The following is a 19,067-nucleotide window of genomic DNA, read 5'->3' as shown; positions in this document are numbered from 1 at the left end:
GATAAGGGATGAGGGAAAATCAGCGCGCGTAACGCGCGGAAATTTCACTCTAGCCCCTAGCCCCTAACCCCTAGACCCTCCTCCATCAGAAGTGCAGGGAACGCTTATCGACTGCCAGCGCTGCCTCGTGCATCACTTCCGACAAGGTCGGGTGAGCATGGCTGGTGCGTGCGATGTCTTCAGCGGAACCGCCGAACTCCATCGCCACCACGGCTTCGCCGATCAGCTCGGAAGCATTGGTGCCGATGATGTGGGCGCCAAGGATCTGGTCGGTTTCGGCATGCGCGAGAATCTTCACGAAGCCCGTCGAATCGCCCTGGCTGAGAGCGCGGCCATTGGCGAGGAAGGGAATCTGACCTGCCTTGTACGGAATGTTGGCAGCCTTCAGCTGTTGCTCGGTCTGCCCCACCCAGGCGATTTCCGGATGCGTATAGACGACCCAGGGAATCGTGTTGTGATTGATGTGACCGGACTGGCCGGAGATCACCTCGGCCACCATCACGCCCTCTTCCATACCCTTGTGCGCGAGCATCGGACCCGGTACCACGTCACCGACTGCCCACACATTGGTGAGATTGGTGGCGCAATGTTCGTCGACCTTGATGCGGCCGCGATCATCGAGCTCCAGGCCAACTGCGCTGGCATTGAGGCCATCGGTGTTCGGCACGCGGCCAACGGCAACGATCAGCTTGTCGACTTCCAGCGTCTGTTCGCCTTCGTCGTTCTCGTACTTCACGACGACTGACTTCTTCTTGACGCTCACATCCTTGAGCTGAATGCCCAGGTTGATCTTGAGGCCTTGCTTGCTGGTGAAGATCTTCCAGGCTTCCTTGGCCACAGCTGCATCAGCGGCTGCGAGGAAATCCGGCGAGGCTTCGAGGATGGTCACATCCGAACCCAGGCGCTTCCACACCGAGCTCATTTCGAGACCGATCACGCCAGCGCCGATCACGCCCAGACGCTTGGGCACATCGGTCATGTCCAGCGCGCCGACGTTGTCGACGACAAGCTTCTGATCCACTTCGATGCCAGCGAGCTTGCGCGGATGCGAGCCGGTCGCGACGATGACGTGCTTGGTGGTGACGACTTCGTCAGCAATCTTGACCTGCCACAGGCCATCAGCCTGACCGACAAAGCTGCCGTGACCCGGCAGGAACGTGACCTTGTACTTCTTGAACAGGCTTTTGACGCCTTGCACCAGCTGATTGACGATGTTGTCCTTGCGCTTGATCATCGACGGCACGTCGATGCTCACGCCTTCAGCCTTGATGCCATGCATGACGAAGGAATGCGTCGCCTGATCGTACAACTCAGACGAATGCAGCAGCGCCTTGGACGGAATGCAACCGACATTCAGGCAGGTGCCACCCAGGCGCGGCTCGCCCTTCGGGTCGGCATAGGGATTCGATTCACAGCAGGCCGTCGACAGACCCAGCTGCGCAGCACGGATCGCCGCAACATAGCCAGCGGGACCGCCACCGATGACGACCACATCAAATTGTTTGCTCATATCTTTTCCTTCGGAAAAGAGGGGTTAGGGGCTAGGGATGAGGGACTAGAGAAATTCGTGCGCGCGCAACGCGCGCGGAAACTTCGCCAGAGCCCCTAGCCCCTGCCCCTAAGCCCTCGACAATCAGATTTCCAACAGCAGGCGAGCCGGATCTTCCAGCGCTTCCTTCATCGTCACCAGACCCAGCACGGCCTCGCGACCGTCGATGATGCGGTGGTCGTAAGACATGGCCAGATAGTTGATCGGGCGCACGACGACTTGACCGTTTTCAACCACGGCGCGGTCCTTGGTGGCATGCACGCCGAGAATCGCGGCTTGCGGCGGGTTGATGATCGGCGTCGACAGCATCGAACCGAACACACCACCGTTGGAGATCGAGAAGGTACCGCCGGTGAGCTCTTCGATCGACAGCTTGCCGTCCTTGGCCTTGGCGCCGAACTCGGCAATCTTCTTCTCGATGTCGGCAATGCTCATCTGGTCAGCATTGCGCAGGATCGGCACCACCAGACCACGCGGCGAACCGACCGCGATACCGATGTCGATGTAGCCGTGGTAGATGATGTCATTGCCATCAACCGATGCATTGAGGATCGGGTACTTCTTCAGCGCGGCGACTGCGGCCTTGACGAAGAAGGACATGAAACCGAGCTTGATGCCGTGTTCTTTCTCGAACTTGTCCTGGTACTTCTTGCGCATTTCCATCACCGGCGCCATGTTCACTTCGTTGAACGTGGTCAGGATGGCATTGGTCGCTTGCGACTGCAGCAGACGCTCGGCGATACGCGCACGCAGGCGGCTCATCGGCACGCGCTGCTCGGGGCGGTCGGCCAGCACGGCTTCGGCCGAGACCGGTGCGGGCGGCTGCGGCAGCGGCTGACCGGCACCGACAACCACCGGCACCACTGAGGACACCGTGGCGCTGCTGCCCGGCGCAGCCGGCTTGCCGGCGGCCAGAGCATCCGCCTTGGTGACGCGACCATTCGGGCCGCTACCTGCGATGCTGGCGGCATCAACGCCCTTCTCGGCGAGAATCTTGCGCGCCGCCGGGCCGGTGCCCGAAGCATTGCTCACGGCGGCAGGCGCCGGTGCAGCGCTGGGCGCCGGCGAGGCCGGTGCGGCGGAAGCAGAGGGTGCGCTGGTACCTGCAGCGGCTTCGGTATCGATGTGTGCCAGCAGATCGCCACTGGTGACGGTGCTGCCGTTACCCATGATGATCTTGACCAGCACGCCATCGGCCGGCGCCGGGGTTTCGAGCACGACCTTGTCGGTCTCGATGTCGATGAGGTTCTGGTCACGCTTGACGGCCTGACCTTCCTTGGCATGCCAGCTGACCAGCGTGGCTTCCGAGACGGATTCGGAGAGCTGCGGAACTTTGACTTCAATAATCATTTCGATTTTTCCTTAAGTGTGTCTGTGCGTGTGCGGGTCACTGAGCAACGCTCTGACCCAGCGGACCGAACGCACCTTCGACCACTTCCTTCTGCTGTGCGTTGTGTTTGGCGTAGTAACCGACGGCCGGCGATGCAGCGGCCGGACGACTGACGAGATGCAGCGCGTGGCCCTTGGGCAGCGAGCGCGACAACAGCTGACGCGATGCGAAGAAATACCAGCTGCCCTGATTCTCCGGCTCTTCCTGGCACCACACGATTTCCTTGGCCTGCGGATACTTGGCCAGCTCGGCTGTGAACACATCATCCGGGAAGGGATAGAGTTGCTCAATACGGATAATCGCCACGTCCTTGATGCCCTTGGCAGCGCGCTCGGCAGCCAGCTCGTAATAGACCTTGCCGCTGCACAGGATGATGCGCTTGACCTTCTTGGCATCGAGCTTCTCGACATCGCCGATGACGGTCTGGAAGCTGCCATTGGCCAGCTCGTCGAGCGAGGACACGGCATCCTTGTGACGCAGCAGGGACTTCGGCGTCATCACCACCAGCGGCTTGCGCAGGGAGCGAACCATCTGGCGACGCAGCAGGTGGAAGATCTGTGCCGGCGTGGAGGGCACGCAGACTTGCCAGTTGTTCTCGGCCGAGAGCTGCATGTAGCGCTCCAGACGTGCCGAAGAGTGTTCCGGACCCTGACCTTCATAGCCGTGCGGCAGCAGCATGGTGATGCCGGCGAGGCGGCCCCACTTGGCTTCACCGGAGCTGATGAACTGGTCGATGACGACCTGCGCACCATTACCGAAGTCGCCGAACTGCGCTTCCCAGACAACCAGTTCGTTCGGTTCCGCCGTGGCGTAACCGAATTCGAAGCCGAGCACACCGGCTTCAGACAGCACGGAGTCGATGACGACGAAGGGCGCCTGGCCTTCCTGCACGTTTTGCAGCGGCACGTAGGAGCCTGCGTCCCACTTCTCGCGGTTCTGATCGTGCAGCACGGCATGACGATGCACGAAGGTGCCGCGACCGCAGTCCTGACCCGATACGCGAACGCCATAACCTTGTGCCACCAGCGAGGCGTAAGCGAGGTTCTCGCCCATCCCCCAGTCCAGCGGACGCTCACCCTGGCCCATCGCGCGGCGTGCGTCGATCACGCGGCTCACCGTGGGGTGCAGCGTGAAGCCGGACGGCAGCTCGGTCAGGCGGCCTGCCAGGCGCTTGAGTTCAGCCAGCGGCACGCGCGTGTCGGCGACATCGGTGTAGGGCTTCTTGGCGTACAGCGTCCAGTCCTGCGCGTACTTGCGCGTGTGGCCGGACAGCGCCGGGTTGTAGAGCAGTTCGCCACGGTCCAGCGCAGCACGGTACTGGGCGATGATTTCGTCCGGCTCGCCGCTCTCCAGCACGCCTTGAGCAACCAGGCGGTCGGCATACAGCTTGCGCGTACCCGGATGCTGGGCAATGCGCTTGTACATCAGCGGCTGGGTGACCATCGGCTCGTCGGCCTCGTTGTGACCGAGCTTGCGGTAGCACAGCAAGTCGATGACAACGTCCTTCTTGAAGGTCTGGCGGAACTCGATGGCGATCTGGCAAGCCAGCGCGACCGCTTCCGGATCATCACCATTGACGTGGAGGATCGGCGCTTCGGCCATCTTGAAGATGTCCGTGCAATAGATCGAGGAACGTGCATCGCGCGGATCAGAGGTCGTGAAACCGATCTGATTATTGATGACGATATGCACCGCGCCGCCCGTACCGTAACCACGGGTCTGGCTGAAGTTGAGGATTTCCTGGTTGATACCTTGACCGGCAACCGCAGCGTCACCGTGGATCAGCACCGGCAGCACTTGTTCCTTGGCCTGGTTGCGGCGCTTCTGGCGCGCATAGACCGAACCGAGCACCACCGGATTGACGATCTCAAGGTGCGAGGGGTTGAAGGCCAGGGTCAGGTGCACCGGACCGCCAGCGGTATTCACATCGCTGGAGAAGCCCATGTGGTACTTCACGTCGCCGGCCGACAGATCGGAGGCAGCCTTGCCTTCGAATTCCGAGAACAGCGTCGAGGGGCTCTTGCCCAGGGTGTTCACCAGCACGTTCAGACGACCACGGTGGGCCATGCCGATGACGATTTCCTGCACGCCCAGGGAGCCTGCCGTGTTGATGAAGGTGTCCATCGCCACGATCGCCGATTCGCCGCCTTCGAGCGAGAAACGCTTCTGGCCGACATAACGCGTGTGCAGGTATTTTTCGAGCGTCTCGGCAGCCGTCAGGCGTTCGAGGATGCGCTTCTTCTGCTCCGGCGCAAAGCTGGGCGTCGAGCGGATCGGCTCCAGGCGGGCTTGCAGCCAGCGCTTCTGGGCGATATCGGCGATGTACATGTACTCGGCGCCGATCGAGCTGCAGTAGGTTTGACGCAGCGCTTCGAGAATCTCGCGCAGCGAGGCTTGCGGATTCTGCTGGAACTGGAAGGAACCGATGGCGAACGGCGCCGACAGATCAGCTTCGGTAAAGCCGTAGTGCGAAGGCTCCAGCTCGGCAATCGGCGGACGCTCCTGACGCTTGAGCGGATCGATCTGCGCCCAACGGTTACCGAGGAAACGGTAGGCGTTGATCATCTGCAGCACGCCGATCTGGCGCTTGTCCGCCACACCATTGGTGTTGGCGGCAAACTTGTTCTGCTTGGCCAGCTGCGCGAAAGACGCGATGACTGGCGCATGGGCTACATCCCGACCACCACCCGGCATGTTCTGCAGCTGATCGAAATAATCGCGCCACTGTTCCGGCACACCGGCCGGATTCTGCAGATAGGTTTCATAGAGCTCCTCCACGAACGGCGCATTGCTGCCGAACAGGTAGGAGTTGGTGAGGAATTCTTTCATCATTGTGGATCACCTGTATTTTCGGGTGTGATCAGGGTGGGGGCAACGCGCCGGGCGCTGCCCCTTGCAAATACTCAGCGCAGCGACATCGGCACAACGCTGCGAGCCGGCGAGCCCGTGTACAGCTGACGCGGACGACCGATCTTTTGTTCCGGATCGGCAATCATTTCGTTCCATTGCGCGATCCAGCCGATGGTGCGAGCCAGCGCGAAGATGCCGGTGAACAGCGGCACCGGAATGCCCATCGCCTTTTGCACGATGCCCGAGTAGAAATCGACGTTCGGGTAGAGCTTGCGCGACACGAAGTACTCGTCTTCCAGCGCAATCTTTTCCAGCTCCATGGCCAGCTTGAACAGCGGGTCGTCATGCAGGCCCAGCTCGCCAAGCACTTCGTGGCAGGTTTCACGCATCAGCGTGGCGCGCGGATCGAAGTTCTTGTAGACGCGGTGACCGAAGCCCATCAGTTTGACGCCCGAGCTCTTGTCCTTGACCTTGGCGATGAACTCGCCGATCTTGGCCACGCCGCCCTGGTTCTGGATGTCGTTGAGCATTTCCAGGCAGGCTTCGTTGGCACCACCGTGCGCCGGGCCCCACAGGCAGGCGATACCGGCAGCGATACAGGCGAAGGGATTGGCACCCGAGGAGCCCGACAGACGCACCGTCGAGGTCGAAGCATTCTGTTCGTGGTCAGCGTGCAGGATCAGGATGCGGTCAAGGGCGCGCGCCAGCACCGGGTTCGGCTTGTACTCTTCGCAGGGCGTCGCGAACATCATGTGCAGGAAGTTCTCGGCGTAACCCAGATCGTTGCGCGGGAACATGAAGGGCTGGCCGACGGTGTACTTGTAGGCCATGGCGACGATGGTCGGCATCTTGGCGATCAGGCGGATCGCGGCAACATTGCGGTGCTCGGCGTTGGAGATGTCGAGCGAATCCTGGTAGTAAGCCGACAGAGCACCGACCACACCGACGAGAATCGCCATCGGGTGCGCGTCGCGACGGAAGCCTTGATACAGGCGCGTCAGCTGCTCATGCACCATGGTGTGCGAACGCACGGTCTTCTCGAAATCGTCGTACTCGGACTTGGTCGGCAGTTCGCCGTTCTTGAGCAGGAAACAGGTTTCGAGGAAGTTGCAGTTCTGCGCCAGATCCTGGATCGGGAAGCCACGATACATCAGCTCGCCCTTGTCACCATCGATGTAGGTGATTTCGGACTTGCACGATGCGGTCGACATGAAGCCGGGGTCGAAGGTGAAAGCGCCGGACTTGGCGTACAGCGAACGGATGTCGATGACATCGGGACCAACAGAGCCGGTCAGGACCGGAAAGTCATAGGACTGACCGTCCAGGGTCAGCGTGGCATTACGGGGGGTCGTCATGGTTTTCCTTCCCTTAAAACAGATTTACACACTGCCAGCAACAGTCGGTGCACGGCTCTTCAGCAGCGTCACCATCGTTTTCCAGCGCTCGACTTCGCATGCCTGGTTGCCGTTGAGCATGGCCCACAGTTCGTGGTCATCACAGACGAGCAAATCCAGCAAATCTTCTAGTTGTGAGTGAGTCAGGGTTTCCAGATCTTCACGAATGAAACGCGTGAAAAACAGGTCCAGCTCGAGCAGGCCCCGGCGCGCGCGCCACTTCACTTTTTCACGCAGATCATGCATGGCTTAAACAGCCCTCGACAGCATGAGTTCCTTGATCTTGCCGATCGCCTTGGTCGGGTTCAGATGCTTGGGACACACATCCACGCAGTTCATGATGGTGTGGCAGCGGAACAGACGGTACGGATCTTCAAGATTGTCCAGACGCTCATTGGTTTCCTCGTCGCGCGTGTCGGCGATGAAACGATAAGCCGCCAGCAGGCCGGCCGGACCGACGAACTTGTCGGGGTTCCACCAGAAGCTGGGGCAGCTCGTCGAGCAGCAGGCGCAGAGGATGCATTCGTAAAGACCATTGAGCTCTTCACGTTGTTCCGGCGTCTGCAGGCGCTCGCGTTCAGGCACCGGCGTGTTGTTGACCACGTAGGGCTTGATCGAGTGGTATTGCTTGAAGAACTGCGTCATGTCGACGATCAGGTCACGAATCACCGGCAGGCCCGGCAGCGGGCGCAGCGTGATCGGCTGCGCCAGGCTGTCGATGTCGGTCAGGCAGGCCAGACCGTTCTTGCCGTTGATGTTCATGGCATCCGAGCCACAGACGCCTTCGCGGCAGGAGCGGCGGAATGACAGCGAGTCATCCTTGCCCTTGAGCTTGGTCAGTGCATCGAGCAGCTTGCGGTCGGACGGATCGAGATCGACCGTGATGTCCTGCAGGTAAGGCGCAGCGTCTTTGTCCGGATCGTAGCGATAGATCTTGAATTGAACGGTGCGCGCAATTGAGGTAGTTGCCATCTGGTTCAGCTCCGGGGATCAGTACGCGCGCGTCTTCAGCGCAACGCTTTGGACAGTCAGCGGATTAAGGTTGACCGGCTTGTATTCGAGGCGGTTGCCATCGCGATACCACAGCGAGTGCTTGAGCCAGTTCTGGTCATCGCGGCCGTTCGGATGTTCCGGTGTATCCGGTGCATCGTCACGCACGTGGGCGCCACGCGACTCGGTGCGGGCATTGGCCGAGAGCATGGTGGCCTTGGCGACTTCGATGAGGTTTTCCAGTTCCAGCGCTTCGATACGCGCGGTGTTCCAGACTTGCGACTTGTCCTTGATCTCGGTCTGCTGAACCTGCTTTTCGATATCGAGGATCTTGTCGACGCCTTGCTGCAGCATGTCCTTGAAGCGGAACACGCCGGCGTGGTTCTGCATCGTGCGCTGCATGGCCAGGCGGGTCTGCGCCACATCGGCACCACCGGTCTGGGTGTTCACGCGATTGACACGTGCCAGCGCCTTGTCGATTTCGCCCTGCGGGATCTCCGGCAGCGCTGCCGGTTCCTTGCGGATGAAGTCCACCATCGACTCGCCCGAGCTCTTGCCGAACACCAGCAGGTCGAGCAGCGAGTTGGTGCCCAGCCGATTGGCACCGTGCACCGAGGCACAGGCACACTCGCCCGCAGCGTAGAAGCCGGGGATGACGTTGCCGTAATCGACGACTTCACCGTGGTAGTTGGTCGGAATACCACCCATCTGGTAGTGACAGGTCGGCACGACGGGAATCGGCGCCTTGATCGGATCGACACCGGCGAACTGGATCGAGATCTCGCGGATGCCCGGCAGACGCTTGTTGATCACATCAGCATCAAGGTGGGTGATGTCGAGCATCACATGATCCTGCGCCGGGCCGCAACCGCGACCTTCGTTGATCTCGGTGACCATGGCGCGCGAGACCACGTCACGCGAAGCCAGATCCTTGGCATTCGGTGCGTAACGCTCCATGAAGCGCTCGCCGGAAGCATTACGCAGAATGCCGCCTTCGCCACGCACACCTTCGGTGATCAGCACGCCCGCGCCGGCCACGCCGGTCGGGTGGAATTGCCAGAACTCCATGTCTTCGAGCGGAATGCCGGCGCGTGCCGCCATGCCGACACCGTCACCGGTGTTGATGAAGGCATTGGTCGAGGAGTAGTAGATGCGCCCTGCACCGCCCGTTGCGAACAGCGTCGCCTTGGCCTGGAACACGGTGATTTCACCGGTTTCCATTTCCAGTGCGATGACGCCCAGCACGCGGCCGTCCGGCGCACGCAGCAGGTCCAGCGCCAGCCATTCAACGAAGAACTGGGTGTTCGCACGCACATTGCGCTGGTAGAGCGCATGCAGCATGGCGTGACCGGTACGGTCAGCCGCCGCACAGGCACGACGCACCGGCTTTTCGCCGAAGTTGGACATGTGGCCGCCGAAGGGGCGCTGGTAGATCTTGCCCTCGTCCGTGCGGTCAAAAGGCATGCCGTAGTGTTCGAGCTCGACCACCACTTGCGGCGCCTGCTTACACATGAACTCGATCGCGTCCTGGTCACCGAGCCAGTCGGAGCCCTTGACGGTGTCGTACATGTGCCAGGTCCAGTGGTCAGGCTCGGAGTTACCCAGCGAGGCCGACACACCGCCCTGCGCCGCAACGGTGTGCGAACGGGTCGGGAATACCTTGGAAATGACGGCGGTCTTCAGACCGGACTCCGCCAGGGTCACCGCAGCGCGCATACCGGCACCACCGGCGCCGACGATCACTGCATCAAACGTACGCTTGGCGACTTTCAATTAGAGCCTCCACAGAATCTGGGCTGCCCAGCCGGCGTAGCCGATGAGCAAGAGAGCGGTGATCGCATGCAGCGTGACGCGCAGGCTGATCGACTTGATGTAATCCATCCAGATGTCGCGCACGCCGATCCAGGCGTGGAAAAACAGCGACAGGAAGAACAGGAAGGTGATGAAGCGCATGAAGCCGCCAGCGAACAGCGCACGCCAAGCGGCATTGTCCCACTGCGGCAGCAGCAGGATCTGCACGGCCAGAATCACCGCATAGACGGCCATCACCACCGCGCTGAGGCGCTGCAGCAGCCAGTCGCGGAAGCCGTAGTGGGCTCCGACTACGAGACGCTTTACCATGTGAAGACTCCAATCACGACGGTCAGACCCAGACTCACGGCCAGCACCACGCCAGCGGTCAGGCGTGCGGTCGGCAGCTCGATGCCCTTGTGCATGTCCAGCAGCAGGAAGCGGATGCCCGCACAGAAGTGATGCAGGAAGGCCCACAGCAGACCCAGCAGGATCAGCTTGACCAACACATTGCCGAGTACGGCACGCAGGGTTTCAAGCTGTTCGGGTGTCCCGACACTCAGTCCGAACAACCACACCAGCAACGGCAAACAGAGGAACAAACCTGCTCCGCTGATGCGATGCAAAATGGAAACAATACCCGGCATCGGCAATCGGATCTTGGCAAGATCCAGATGCTTTGGCCGTGGCTTGCTGCTGCTTGCTTCTGCCATACCCGCACCTCCCAGAAAACACGTGACGGAGAGATATCCGCCACACTCTTTACAGAATCAATTCAACTCGTTCAGGTAGAAGTGATCCGCCGTCGAATAAAGACCGCGTCGCCATTCCACCGGCTTGTCTGCATATGTGTACGCCACGCGCTCGACCGACAACAGCGGCGAGTGTTCGGCGACACCCAGCATTTCTGCAACCGCCCGCTCTGCCGCCACCGCCCTCACCCGCTCGGACGCGCGAATCATGCGCAAACCGAAACGGGACTCGAACAGGCTGTAGAGCGAACCTTCCCAATCCTGCAATACCTCCAGGGTCAGCCCCTGGAACATCTCGCCCGGCAGATAGATCTCGTCGACCACCACCGGCTTGACGTCAAACTTCAGCAGACGGCGGATGATGGTCAGCGGACTGCCCATTGCCACCTGCAGATTCTTCGATGCTTCCTGACCGGCCCGCGCCCGCCAGCATTCCAGCGGCACACTCACCGGCTGGGCAGCTCCACCGTTTAACGGCACCAGGCGCAGAAAACGGAATAATGCGCGCGGATCGTGATGCGAAGAAACAAAGGTTCCCTTGCCCTGACGACGCAGCAGGATGTTCTCTGCCGCCAGCTCATCGATCGCCTTGCGCACCGTCCCCTGACTGACGCCGAAACGCACGGCCAGTTCCTGCTCACTCGGGATGGTCTGCCCCGGCGCCCACTCGCCTGCCTCAAGTGCCCGCAAAATCAGCGACTTGATTTGCTGGTACAACGGACTGAAGGTCGGCGTAGGAGGAGCCATGGGCGGCATTGAAACATAATTTTCAGAATGCGTCCATCATGCGTCTTGTGTCTTATATAAGACATAACACAGCTTTTGACTCACATCGCAAAAACGGTGTAAGCTTGCGGCCTTGAAGCGTTCCCATAACAAATGTGGCCAGCATGAAATGGCTGCGTTACAGTCATGAGTGAAGGTCGCAACGCCGCACAATGCTTGCACGCTGCTGCGAGGTAACTGCGCAAGGACCTTCCGGAAGAGACTTCAAACCGTTGCGCAAGACCGACCCCTTTAATGACCGCTCGCATCGCGATCTATTGATCCAGGAGTTCTCAATGTCCAAGACCCCCGTTCGTGTCACCGTTACCGGCGCCGCCGGTCAAATTGGTTACAGCCTGCTGTTCCGCATTGCCAGCGGTGAAATGCTCGGCAAGGATCAACCCGTCATCCTGCAACTGCTCGACCTGCCGCAAGCCCAGAAGGCCGTCAAAGGCGTCATCATGGAGCTGGAAGACTGCGCATTCCCGCTGCTGGCCGGCGTGATCGCCACCGATGATCCGAACGTCGCCTTCAAGGACACCAATGTCGCCCTGCTGGTCGGCGCCCGCCCGCGCGGCCCCGGCATGGAGCGCAAGGACCTGCTGACCGAGAACGCCAAGATCTTCACCGTGCAAGGTGCAGCGATCGGCCAGTACGCCGATCCGGACGTCAAGGTGCTGGTGGTCGGCAACCCCTGTAACACCAATGCCTACATCGCCAAGGAAACGGCCAAGAAGTTCGGCCGCGTCAAGGAAGGCAACTTCACCGCCATGCTGCGCCTGGACCACAACCGTGCGCTGTCGCAACTGGCTGCCAAGTCCGGCCGCAGCGTCGACTCGCTCAAGAGCCTGGTGGTGTGGGGCAATCACTCGCCGACCATGTACGCCGACTACCGTTTCGTCACCAGCAATGGCGACAACGTGAAGGCGCTGATCAATGACGAAGCCTGGAACCGCGACACCTTCCTGCCCACCGTCGGCAAGCGCGGCGCAGCGATCATCGAAGCGCGCGGCCTGTCCTCGGCAGCTTCGGCCGCCAATGCCGCCATCGACCACATCCGTGACTGGGTGCTCGGCTCGAACGGCGAATGGGTCACCATGGGCATTCCCTCGGATGGCTCCTACGGCATTCCCGAAGGCATCGTCTTCGGCGTGCCGGTGATCACCGCCAACGGTGAATACAAGCGCGTCGAAGGTCTGGAAATCGACGCCTTCTCGGCCGAACGCATCGCACTGACGCTCAAGGAACTCGAAGAAGAGCGCGCCGGCGTTGCCGACCTGCTGGCCTGATGACGCAGATGGGCACTCGCATTCATCCTGATGCAGTGCTCTTCCCGGAAGGCGGGCAGCTGCCCGCCTTGCCGGCGGTGGACCACTATGCCGGCAACGAGAAGCTGATGCGCAAAGCCCTCGCTTTGCAGCAGGAAACAGCGACTCAGGGCATGGCCACGATCGACCTGAGTTTTGACTGCGAAGACGGCGCCGCCGTCGGCCGCGAGCGCGAACACATCGCCATGGCAGCCGCCCTGGTGATGAGCGAGGACAACCGCTTCGGGCGCGTCGGCATCCGCATTCACGACATCACCCACCCTGCCTGGCTCAGCGACCTGCAACATGCCGTGGCCGCAGCCGGCTCGCGGCTCGCCTTCATCACCCAGCCCAAGGCCCGCCATGCGGACGATGTACGCCGGGTGCTGCGTGCGCTGCGCGAAGCCGAGCGGGACGCCGGGCTGCAGCGGCAGATTCCGCTGCATGTGCTGATCGAAACGACTGGCGCCTTGCACCAGGTCTGGGAGATCGCTGCGCTGCCCGGAGTTGAATCGCTGGATTTCGGCTTGATGGATTTTGTCAGCGCGCATCAGGGGGCGATTGCCGGCTCGGCGATGCAAAGCCCCGGTCAGTTCGAGCATGCCATCCTGCGTCGTGCCAAGACAGAAATCGCCGCCGCCGCGCTGGCTCACCGGGTCGTGCCCACGCACAATGTATGCACCGAACTGCGCGATGTGCAGAAGATCCACGCGGACGCCCGACGCGCCCGCGAGGAATTCGGCTTCCTGCGCATGTGGAGCATCCATCCGAACCAGATCGGCCCGATTCTGGAGGCGATGCAGCCGGATTTCAGCGAACTCGTTGAAGCCCATGAAGTGATCTCTGCGGCGCAGGACGCGTTGTGGGGGCCCATACAGATGGATGGTCGTCTGCACGACCGTGCGTCATACCGGTACTACTGGAACCTGCTCAAGCGCGCGCAGGCCACCGGCGCTAAGATGCCGGAACAGGCAAGCGAACGCTTCTTTTGATTTTATGAATACCGTTGCCGCCCCAACAGGCCAACGGAACACTGCTGGAGGATTTGACCGTGCTTGAAGCCTATCGCCAACACGTTGCCGAGCGCGCCGCGCTGGGTATTCCGCCGCTGCCGCTGGATGCAAAGCAAACCGGCGCACTGGTCGAACTGATCAAGGCCCCACCTGCGGGCGAAGAAGCCTTTCTGCTTGACCTGATCACCCACCGCGTCCCGCCGGGCGTCGATGATGCCGCCAAGGTCAAGGCCTCCTTCCTGGCCGCCATCGCCCATGGCGACATCAGCAGCCCGCTGATCGACAAGGCCAAGGCCACCGAACTGCTCGGCCACATGGTCGGCGGTTACAACGTCAAGCCGCTCATCGACCTGCTCGACGACGCAGCCCTGGCGCCCATCGCCGGCGCCGCGCTGAAGAAGACCCTGCTGATGTTCGACTTCTTCCATGACGTTGCCGAAAAAGCCAAGGCCGGCAATGCCGTTGCACAAGAAGTGATCAAGAGCTGGGCCGAAGCCGAGTGGTTCACCAGCCGCCCCGAATTCCCCAGCGCGATCAAGCTGACCGTGCTCAAGGTCACCGGCGAAACCAATACCGACGACCTCTCGCCCGCGCCCGACGCCTGGAGCCGCCCGGACATTCCGCTGCACGCGCTGGCCATGCTCAAGAACGCCCGCCCCGGTATCACGCCGGAAGAAGACGGCAAGCGCGGCCCGATCAAGATGATCCAGGATCTCGCCGCCAAGGGTAACCTCGTCGCCTACGTCGGTGACGTGGTCGGTACCGGCTCCTCGCGCAAATCCGCCACCAACTCCGTGCTGTGGTGGACCGGCGAAGACATCCCCTACGTGCCGAACAAGAAGTTCGGCGGCGTCTGCCTGGGTGGCAAGATCGCCCCGATCTTCTTCAACACGCAGGAAGATGCGGGCGCGCTGCCGATTGAAATCGACGTCGCCAAGATGGACATGGGCGACGAAATCACCCTCAACGTCGACCACGCGACCGGCAAGGTCACCGCCACCAAGGGCGGCGCCACGATTGCAGAATCGCAGCTGAAGACCCTGGTGCTGCTCGACGAAGTGCGCGCCGGCGGCCGTATCAACCTGATCATCGGCCGCAGCCTCACCGGCAAGGCACGTGAATTCCTCGGCCTGCCCGCCTCCACCCTGTTCCGCCTGCCGCAGATCCCGGCTGATACCGGCAAGGGCTACACCCTGGCGCAGAAGATGGTCGGCCGCGCCTGTGGCCTCCCGGAAGGTCAGGGCATGCGCCCCGGCACCTACTGCGAACCGAAGATGACCTCGGTCGGCTCGCAAGACACCACCGGCCCGATGACCCGCGACGAATTGAAAGACCTCGCTTGTCTGGGTTTTTCGGCCGACCTGGTGATGCAATCCTTCTGCCACACGGCGGCCTATCCGAAGCCGGTTGACGTCAAGACGCACCGCGAACTGCCGGCCTTCATCTCCAGCCGTGGCGGCATCTCGCTGCGCCCCGGTGACGGCGTGATCCACTCCTGGCTCAACCGCATGCTGTTGCCCGACACCGTCGGCACCGGCGGCGACAGCCACACCCGCTTCCCGGTCGGCATCAGCTTCCCGGCCGGCTCCGGCCTGGTGGCCTTCGCAGCCGCCACTGGCGTGATGCCGCTGGACATGCCCGAATCGGTGCTGGTGCGCTTCAAGGGCTCGATGGAAGAAGCACAAAAGCGCGGCGTCACCCTGCGTGACCTCGTCCATGCGATCCCGCTCTACGCCATCAAGCAAGGCCTGCTGACCGTCGCCAAGGCCGGCAAGATCAACGAGTTCTCCGGCCGCATTCTCGAAATCGAAGGCCTGCCCGATCTCAAGGTCGAACAAGCTTTCGAACTCTCCGACGCCTCCGCCGAACGTTCTGCCGCCGGCTGCACGGTGCGCCTGAACAAGGCGCCCATCGTCGAATACATGCAGTCGAACATCGTGCTCCTCAAGAACATGATCGCCGACGGCTACGCCGACAAGCGCACGCTCGAACGCCGCATCGCCAAGATGGAAGACTGGATCGCCAACGGCGAACTGCTCGCCCCGGACGCCAATGCCGAGTACGCGCACATCATCGAGATCGACCTGGCCGACATCACCGAGCCCATCCTCTGCTGCCCGAATGACCCGGACGACGCCAAGCCGCTGTCCGAAGTCGCCGGCACGCCGATCGATGAAGTCTTCATCGGCTCCTGCATGACCAACATCGGCCACTTCCGCGCCGCCTCCAAGCTGCTCGAAGGCAAGCGCGACATCCCCGTCAAGCTGTGGGTCGCCCCGCCGACCAAGATGGACGCCTCCGAGCTGACCAAGGAAGGCCACTACGGCGTCTTCGGCACCGCCGGCGCGCGCACCGAAATGCCCGGCTGCTCGCTGTGCATGGGCAACCAGGCCCAAGTGCGCGAAGGCGCCACCGTCGTCTCCACCTCGACGCGCAACTTCCCCAACCGTCTGGGCAAGAACACCAATGTGTACCTGTCCTCGGCCGAAGTCGCCGCCATCGCCTCGAAGATCGGCCGCCTGCCGACCGTCGCGGAATATCAAGCCGACATGGGCGTCATCAACGCCGACGCCGGCAAGATCTACCGCTACATGAACTTCGACCAGATCGCCGAGTACAAGGAAGTGGCTGACGAAGTGAAGGCCTGATTGGTTGATTGATTTGGCTGCAATAAAAACGCCCCGCTTTTGCGGGGCGTTTTTGTTTGGGGATTGTTTGCGCTATACCCCTCTGTCCGCACTATTGAGATGTGTACGCAGGCAAACTGTAGGGATGCAGTCGACGAAACAATGATGTATGCGGAAATTTTTCTGTTCATACTCTTCACCGTAGATGGACGCATAGATCCGTCTACTACCAGTTAGATTTCACAGGTATCTCGCTCATGTCTGACACATATTATTCATTCGCAGCAGAAGGCCAGAGCCACTTTTTTAGAGTATTGGCTGACGTAGAAGAAGAAATACTAGAGCCTTTCTTCAATACTGACGGATGGAAATATAGCCGCGAATACTTTGAAACCATCCCCGCGTTTTATCAAAACAAACAATTAACCGCACTTGGCGGACTAGAGATTGTTGGAACTGTCATGTGTTTTATCGGCACGTGCTTCGCAAAAAAAATTTTTGATGATTTTTACGAAAAAACCCTCAAACGGCCTGTTGGCGCTCAAATCGACAGGCTAATGAATGCACTGTCGATACCGGATGGAAAAACTGTCGAGTATCGTGATGTCGTTCATTTAAAGGATATCGATCTAGTTGTTGTAGTTCGAGCCACAATGAAAAAAGATTGTGGCGAGGCAATTCAGCGTCAGATTATGCAAGCCCACCGCATTGCTTACGATTACATCAAAAACAATGGGCGTAAGGCGCCGATACATTGCCACAGAATTATCGATGGAAAAATTGATATTGAGCCTGAGTTTTTTTCAAGTCTTGAAGAAATAAAGAAAAATGAGCAAAATAAAACCCTTTCTGTATGGAAAAAGGCCGTAAGTCGGAATGATTGAATGCACGGAGGTAGGTCGGAAAAGCCGCAGGCGCCTTCCGACGTTTGTGCAATTCATTCAGCAAATAGCCCGGACACAAGCGTATGCCTGAATCCGGGGCCTTTCCGTTGTCTCAAGCGACCTGGATTTCGCTACGCTACACTCAGCGCTACATTTCTGATGAAGCATAAGCCGAGGACATTTAATGAAAAGCAGAAAAGAACTGCTCTACGTTTTAGTTAGCGCTTCATGTACGACGGTAGTTTTAATTTTGGCCCTACTTTCCAGCGACGCTCCAATGGCACATCAAGTCGCACTGTTCATCACTGCATTTTTCCTAGCCATATCAACGGTAAAGCAAGAGTTGAGCAGGCGCAGAAAAGTGAGCGGCGCAAAGAGCTAGCAAGTCGCCCGAATTCAGGCGAATGGCGGGATCCAGGGCCTTTCCGTTGCCTCAACAGCCCCGGATTTCGCTTCGCTGCATCCAGGCTACACTCCTCATGGACGGCCCTTGTATGAGTGGCATGATGAAGCGTGGAAGCGCCATCATGCGGCTTCCGCCGCAGACTCGGGACGGGGAAGTCCCTTTCATTCCTTAGGCCATTTCGTGAAGCCATCTCGCACTTCATCATGACGCTGACTATTCACAAAGACTACATACCGGGCTCGATCGGCAGGATCGCTGAACTTCACGCTCAGTACTACAGCAAACTCGTTGGCTTTGGCCTGCCCTTTGAGACCAAGGTGGCGCGCGAGCTTGCCGAGTTCTGCGAACGATACGACGGCGAGCGGGACGGTCTTTGGCTCGCGCTGCAAGACGGCAATATCGAGGGGGCCATTGCAATCGACGGCTCCCACGCCGAGCAGGACGGCGCGCATCTTCGCTGGTTCATCGCTTCAGACAAGATGCGGGGAACGGGCGTTGGGACCGCTCTGCTCAATTCAGCGATGGATTTCTGTCAGTCGCAGAACTACGACCGCGCCTATCTGTGGACTTTTGAAGGCCTTGGCGCAGCAAGGCACCTTTATGAGAAGTTCGGTTTTCGCCTTGCTCATCAGCAGCGCGGCACACAGTGGGGTGCAGAAGTAAATGAACAGCGATTTGAACGGCGGGCCTAAGCCTGCGGCCGGGGACGCCAGGGCTATGAAGCTGCTACCTGCCCTCGCGCGCAAAGCTCTGTTACCCCCTTTGATCATATTGCCATTGGCGGCTCTGTATAGGGTCTCTCAAGGTGAATCCGTTGATTGGCTTAAAGAGCTGAAGACTATTGCGTTCCTTTCTGGCTTGGTTGTGGCGCTTTGGCTACCCCTCCTTTGGGTTCGGCACATTTCGCAGAAAGTTTCTGAACGCTGGCAAAGTCCGTTGAGAATCGTCCTGGGCGTCGCTTGTGCTTCTATAACTTTTGGGCTCTTCATCTATTTGGTGATTTATTTTGACGTCTTCGAACACTAAGACCGTAAGTCGGAGTGATTGATTCTTGGTCTCAAGAATCAAGTGCAACAGGGTTATAAAAGCTCTGCATTTCGGTGGCGAGAGCTTCTTCGGGCGTTCGCCAGCCGAGCGTTTGTCGTGGCCGCCCGTTTAGCAGGCGTGCAATATCGTTGAGTTGAGTCTGACTGACTGTAGATAAATCCATGCCCTTGGGCAGGAACTGGCGCAGCAGGCCGTTGGTGTTCTCATTGCTTCCCCGCTGCCAAGGCGTGTGCGGATCGGCAAACCAAATATCCATCTGGAGCCGCTTGGCAAGCTGGGCATGGCAGGCCATTTCGCTGCCC

At 60.1% G+C, this 19,067-nt stretch carries 16 protein-coding genes; 5 read left to right on the top strand and 11 right to left on the bottom strand.

All coding sequences use genetic code 11. From position 1 onward, the window contains the following. Positions 1 to 85 precede the first annotated feature (85 nt). The 10 genes from lpdA to ABDB84_RS11955 form a co-directional block, all read right to left on the bottom strand. Positions 86 to 1,510: a dihydrolipoyl dehydrogenase gene (gene lpdA, locus ABDB84_RS12000; RefSeq protein ID WP_345919975.1), complete on the bottom strand. Its 1,425-nt coding sequence runs from the start codon at positions 1,508 to 1,510 to the stop codon at positions 86 to 88. 123 nt (positions 1,511 to 1,633) lie between these two features. After that, the gene (odhB, locus tag ABDB84_RS11995; protein WP_345919974.1) at positions 1,634 to 2,899 is read right to left on the bottom strand and encodes a 2-oxoglutarate dehydrogenase complex dihydrolipoyllysine-residue succinyltransferase; all 1,266 of its coding nucleotides are present in this window, start codon (positions 2,897 to 2,899) and stop codon (positions 1,634 to 1,636) included. 37 nt (positions 2,900 to 2,936) lie between these two features. Further along, entirely contained in the window at positions 2,937 to 5,771 is a 2,835-nt protein-coding gene (locus ABDB84_RS11990) for a 2-oxoglutarate dehydrogenase E1 component (protein WP_345919973.1), read from the bottom strand. Positions 5,772 to 5,842: 71 nt separating this feature from the next. Further along, positions 5,843 to 7,144, bottom strand: a complete 1,302-nt coding sequence (gene gltA / locus ABDB84_RS11985) for a citrate synthase (RefSeq protein WP_345919972.1) — start codon at positions 7,142 to 7,144, stop codon at positions 5,843 to 5,845. Between the two features lie 24 nt (positions 7,145 to 7,168). Then, positions 7,169 to 7,429 carry an FAD assembly factor SdhE gene (locus ABDB84_RS11980; protein WP_345919971.1) on the bottom strand — a complete coding sequence of 87 codons (261 nt, stop codon included), beginning with the start codon at positions 7,427 to 7,429 and terminating at the stop codon, positions 7,169 to 7,171. Positions 7,430 to 7,432: 3 nt separating this feature from the next. Next, positions 7,433 to 8,155: a succinate dehydrogenase iron-sulfur subunit gene (locus tag ABDB84_RS11975; protein ID WP_345919970.1), complete on the bottom strand. Its 723-nt coding sequence runs from the start codon at positions 8,153 to 8,155 to the stop codon at positions 7,433 to 7,435. A gap of 18 nt (positions 8,156 to 8,173) precedes the next feature. Next, a complete protein-coding gene (sdhA, locus tag ABDB84_RS11970; RefSeq protein WP_345919969.1) occupies positions 8,174 to 9,946 on the bottom strand; it encodes a succinate dehydrogenase flavoprotein subunit in 1,773 nt (590 codons plus the stop codon). Further along, positions 9,947 to 10,294 carry a succinate dehydrogenase, hydrophobic membrane anchor protein gene (gene sdhD / locus ABDB84_RS11965; RefSeq protein WP_345919968.1) on the bottom strand — a complete coding sequence of 116 codons (348 nt, stop codon included), beginning with the start codon at positions 10,292 to 10,294 and terminating at the stop codon, positions 9,947 to 9,949. After that, the gene (gene sdhC, locus ABDB84_RS11960) at positions 10,288 to 10,677 is read right to left on the bottom strand and encodes a succinate dehydrogenase, cytochrome b556 subunit (RefSeq protein ID WP_345919967.1); all 390 of its coding nucleotides are present in this window, start codon (positions 10,675 to 10,677) and stop codon (positions 10,288 to 10,290) included. Before sdhC ends, sdhD begins: the two co-directional genes overlap by 7 nt. Positions 10,678 to 10,734: 57 nt before the next feature. After that, complete coding sequence (locus ABDB84_RS11955; RefSeq protein WP_345920154.1) at positions 10,735 to 11,463, bottom strand: GntR family transcriptional regulator; 729 nt, start codon at positions 11,461 to 11,463, stop codon at positions 10,735 to 10,737. Positions 11,464 to 11,777: 314 nt separating this feature from the next. On the opposite strand from ABDB84_RS11955, the gene ABDB84_RS11950 reads away from it, so the two are divergent. The 5 genes from ABDB84_RS11950 to ABDB84_RS11930 all read left to right on the top strand — a co-directional run bounded on the left by ABDB84_RS11950 (position 11,778) and on the right by ABDB84_RS11930 (position 18,410). After that, complete coding sequence (locus tag ABDB84_RS11950) at positions 11,778 to 12,770, top strand: malate dehydrogenase (RefSeq protein ID WP_345919966.1); 993 nt, start codon at positions 11,778 to 11,780, stop codon at positions 12,768 to 12,770. Positions 12,771 to 12,778: 8 nt separating this feature from the next. Then, a complete protein-coding gene (locus ABDB84_RS11945) occupies positions 12,779 to 13,780 on the top strand; it encodes an HpcH/HpaI aldolase/citrate lyase family protein (protein WP_345919965.1) in 1,002 nt (333 codons plus the stop codon). 59 nt (positions 13,781 to 13,839) lie between these two features. Further along, a complete protein-coding gene (acnB, locus tag ABDB84_RS11940; protein WP_345919964.1) occupies positions 13,840 to 16,449 on the top strand; it encodes a bifunctional aconitate hydratase 2/2-methylisocitrate dehydratase in 2,610 nt (869 codons plus the stop codon). Between the two features lie 236 nt (positions 16,450 to 16,685). Continuing rightward, positions 16,686 to 17,312: a hypothetical protein gene (locus ABDB84_RS11935; protein ID WP_345919963.1), complete on the top strand. Its 627-nt coding sequence runs from the start codon at positions 16,686 to 16,688 to the stop codon at positions 17,310 to 17,312. Positions 17,313 to 17,921: 609 nt separating this feature from the next. Then, positions 17,922 to 18,410: a GNAT family N-acetyltransferase gene (locus ABDB84_RS11930; RefSeq protein ID WP_345919962.1), complete on the top strand. Its 489-nt coding sequence runs from the start codon at positions 17,922 to 17,924 to the stop codon at positions 18,408 to 18,410. Positions 18,411 to 18,775: 365 nt separating this feature from the next. On the opposite strand, the gene ABDB84_RS11925 is transcribed toward ABDB84_RS11930, so the two are convergent. After that, the coding region (locus tag ABDB84_RS11925; RefSeq protein WP_345919961.1) for an IS30 family transposase at positions 18,776 to 19,067 on the bottom strand (292 nt) is incomplete at its 5' end.

The organism is Uliginosibacterium sediminicola (genome assembly GCF_039631295.1).
GTDB lineage: Bacteria > Pseudomonadota > Gammaproteobacteria > Burkholderiales > Rhodocyclaceae > Viridibacterium > Viridibacterium sediminicola.
This window is presented reverse-complemented; position numbering and strand designations above follow the sequence as displayed.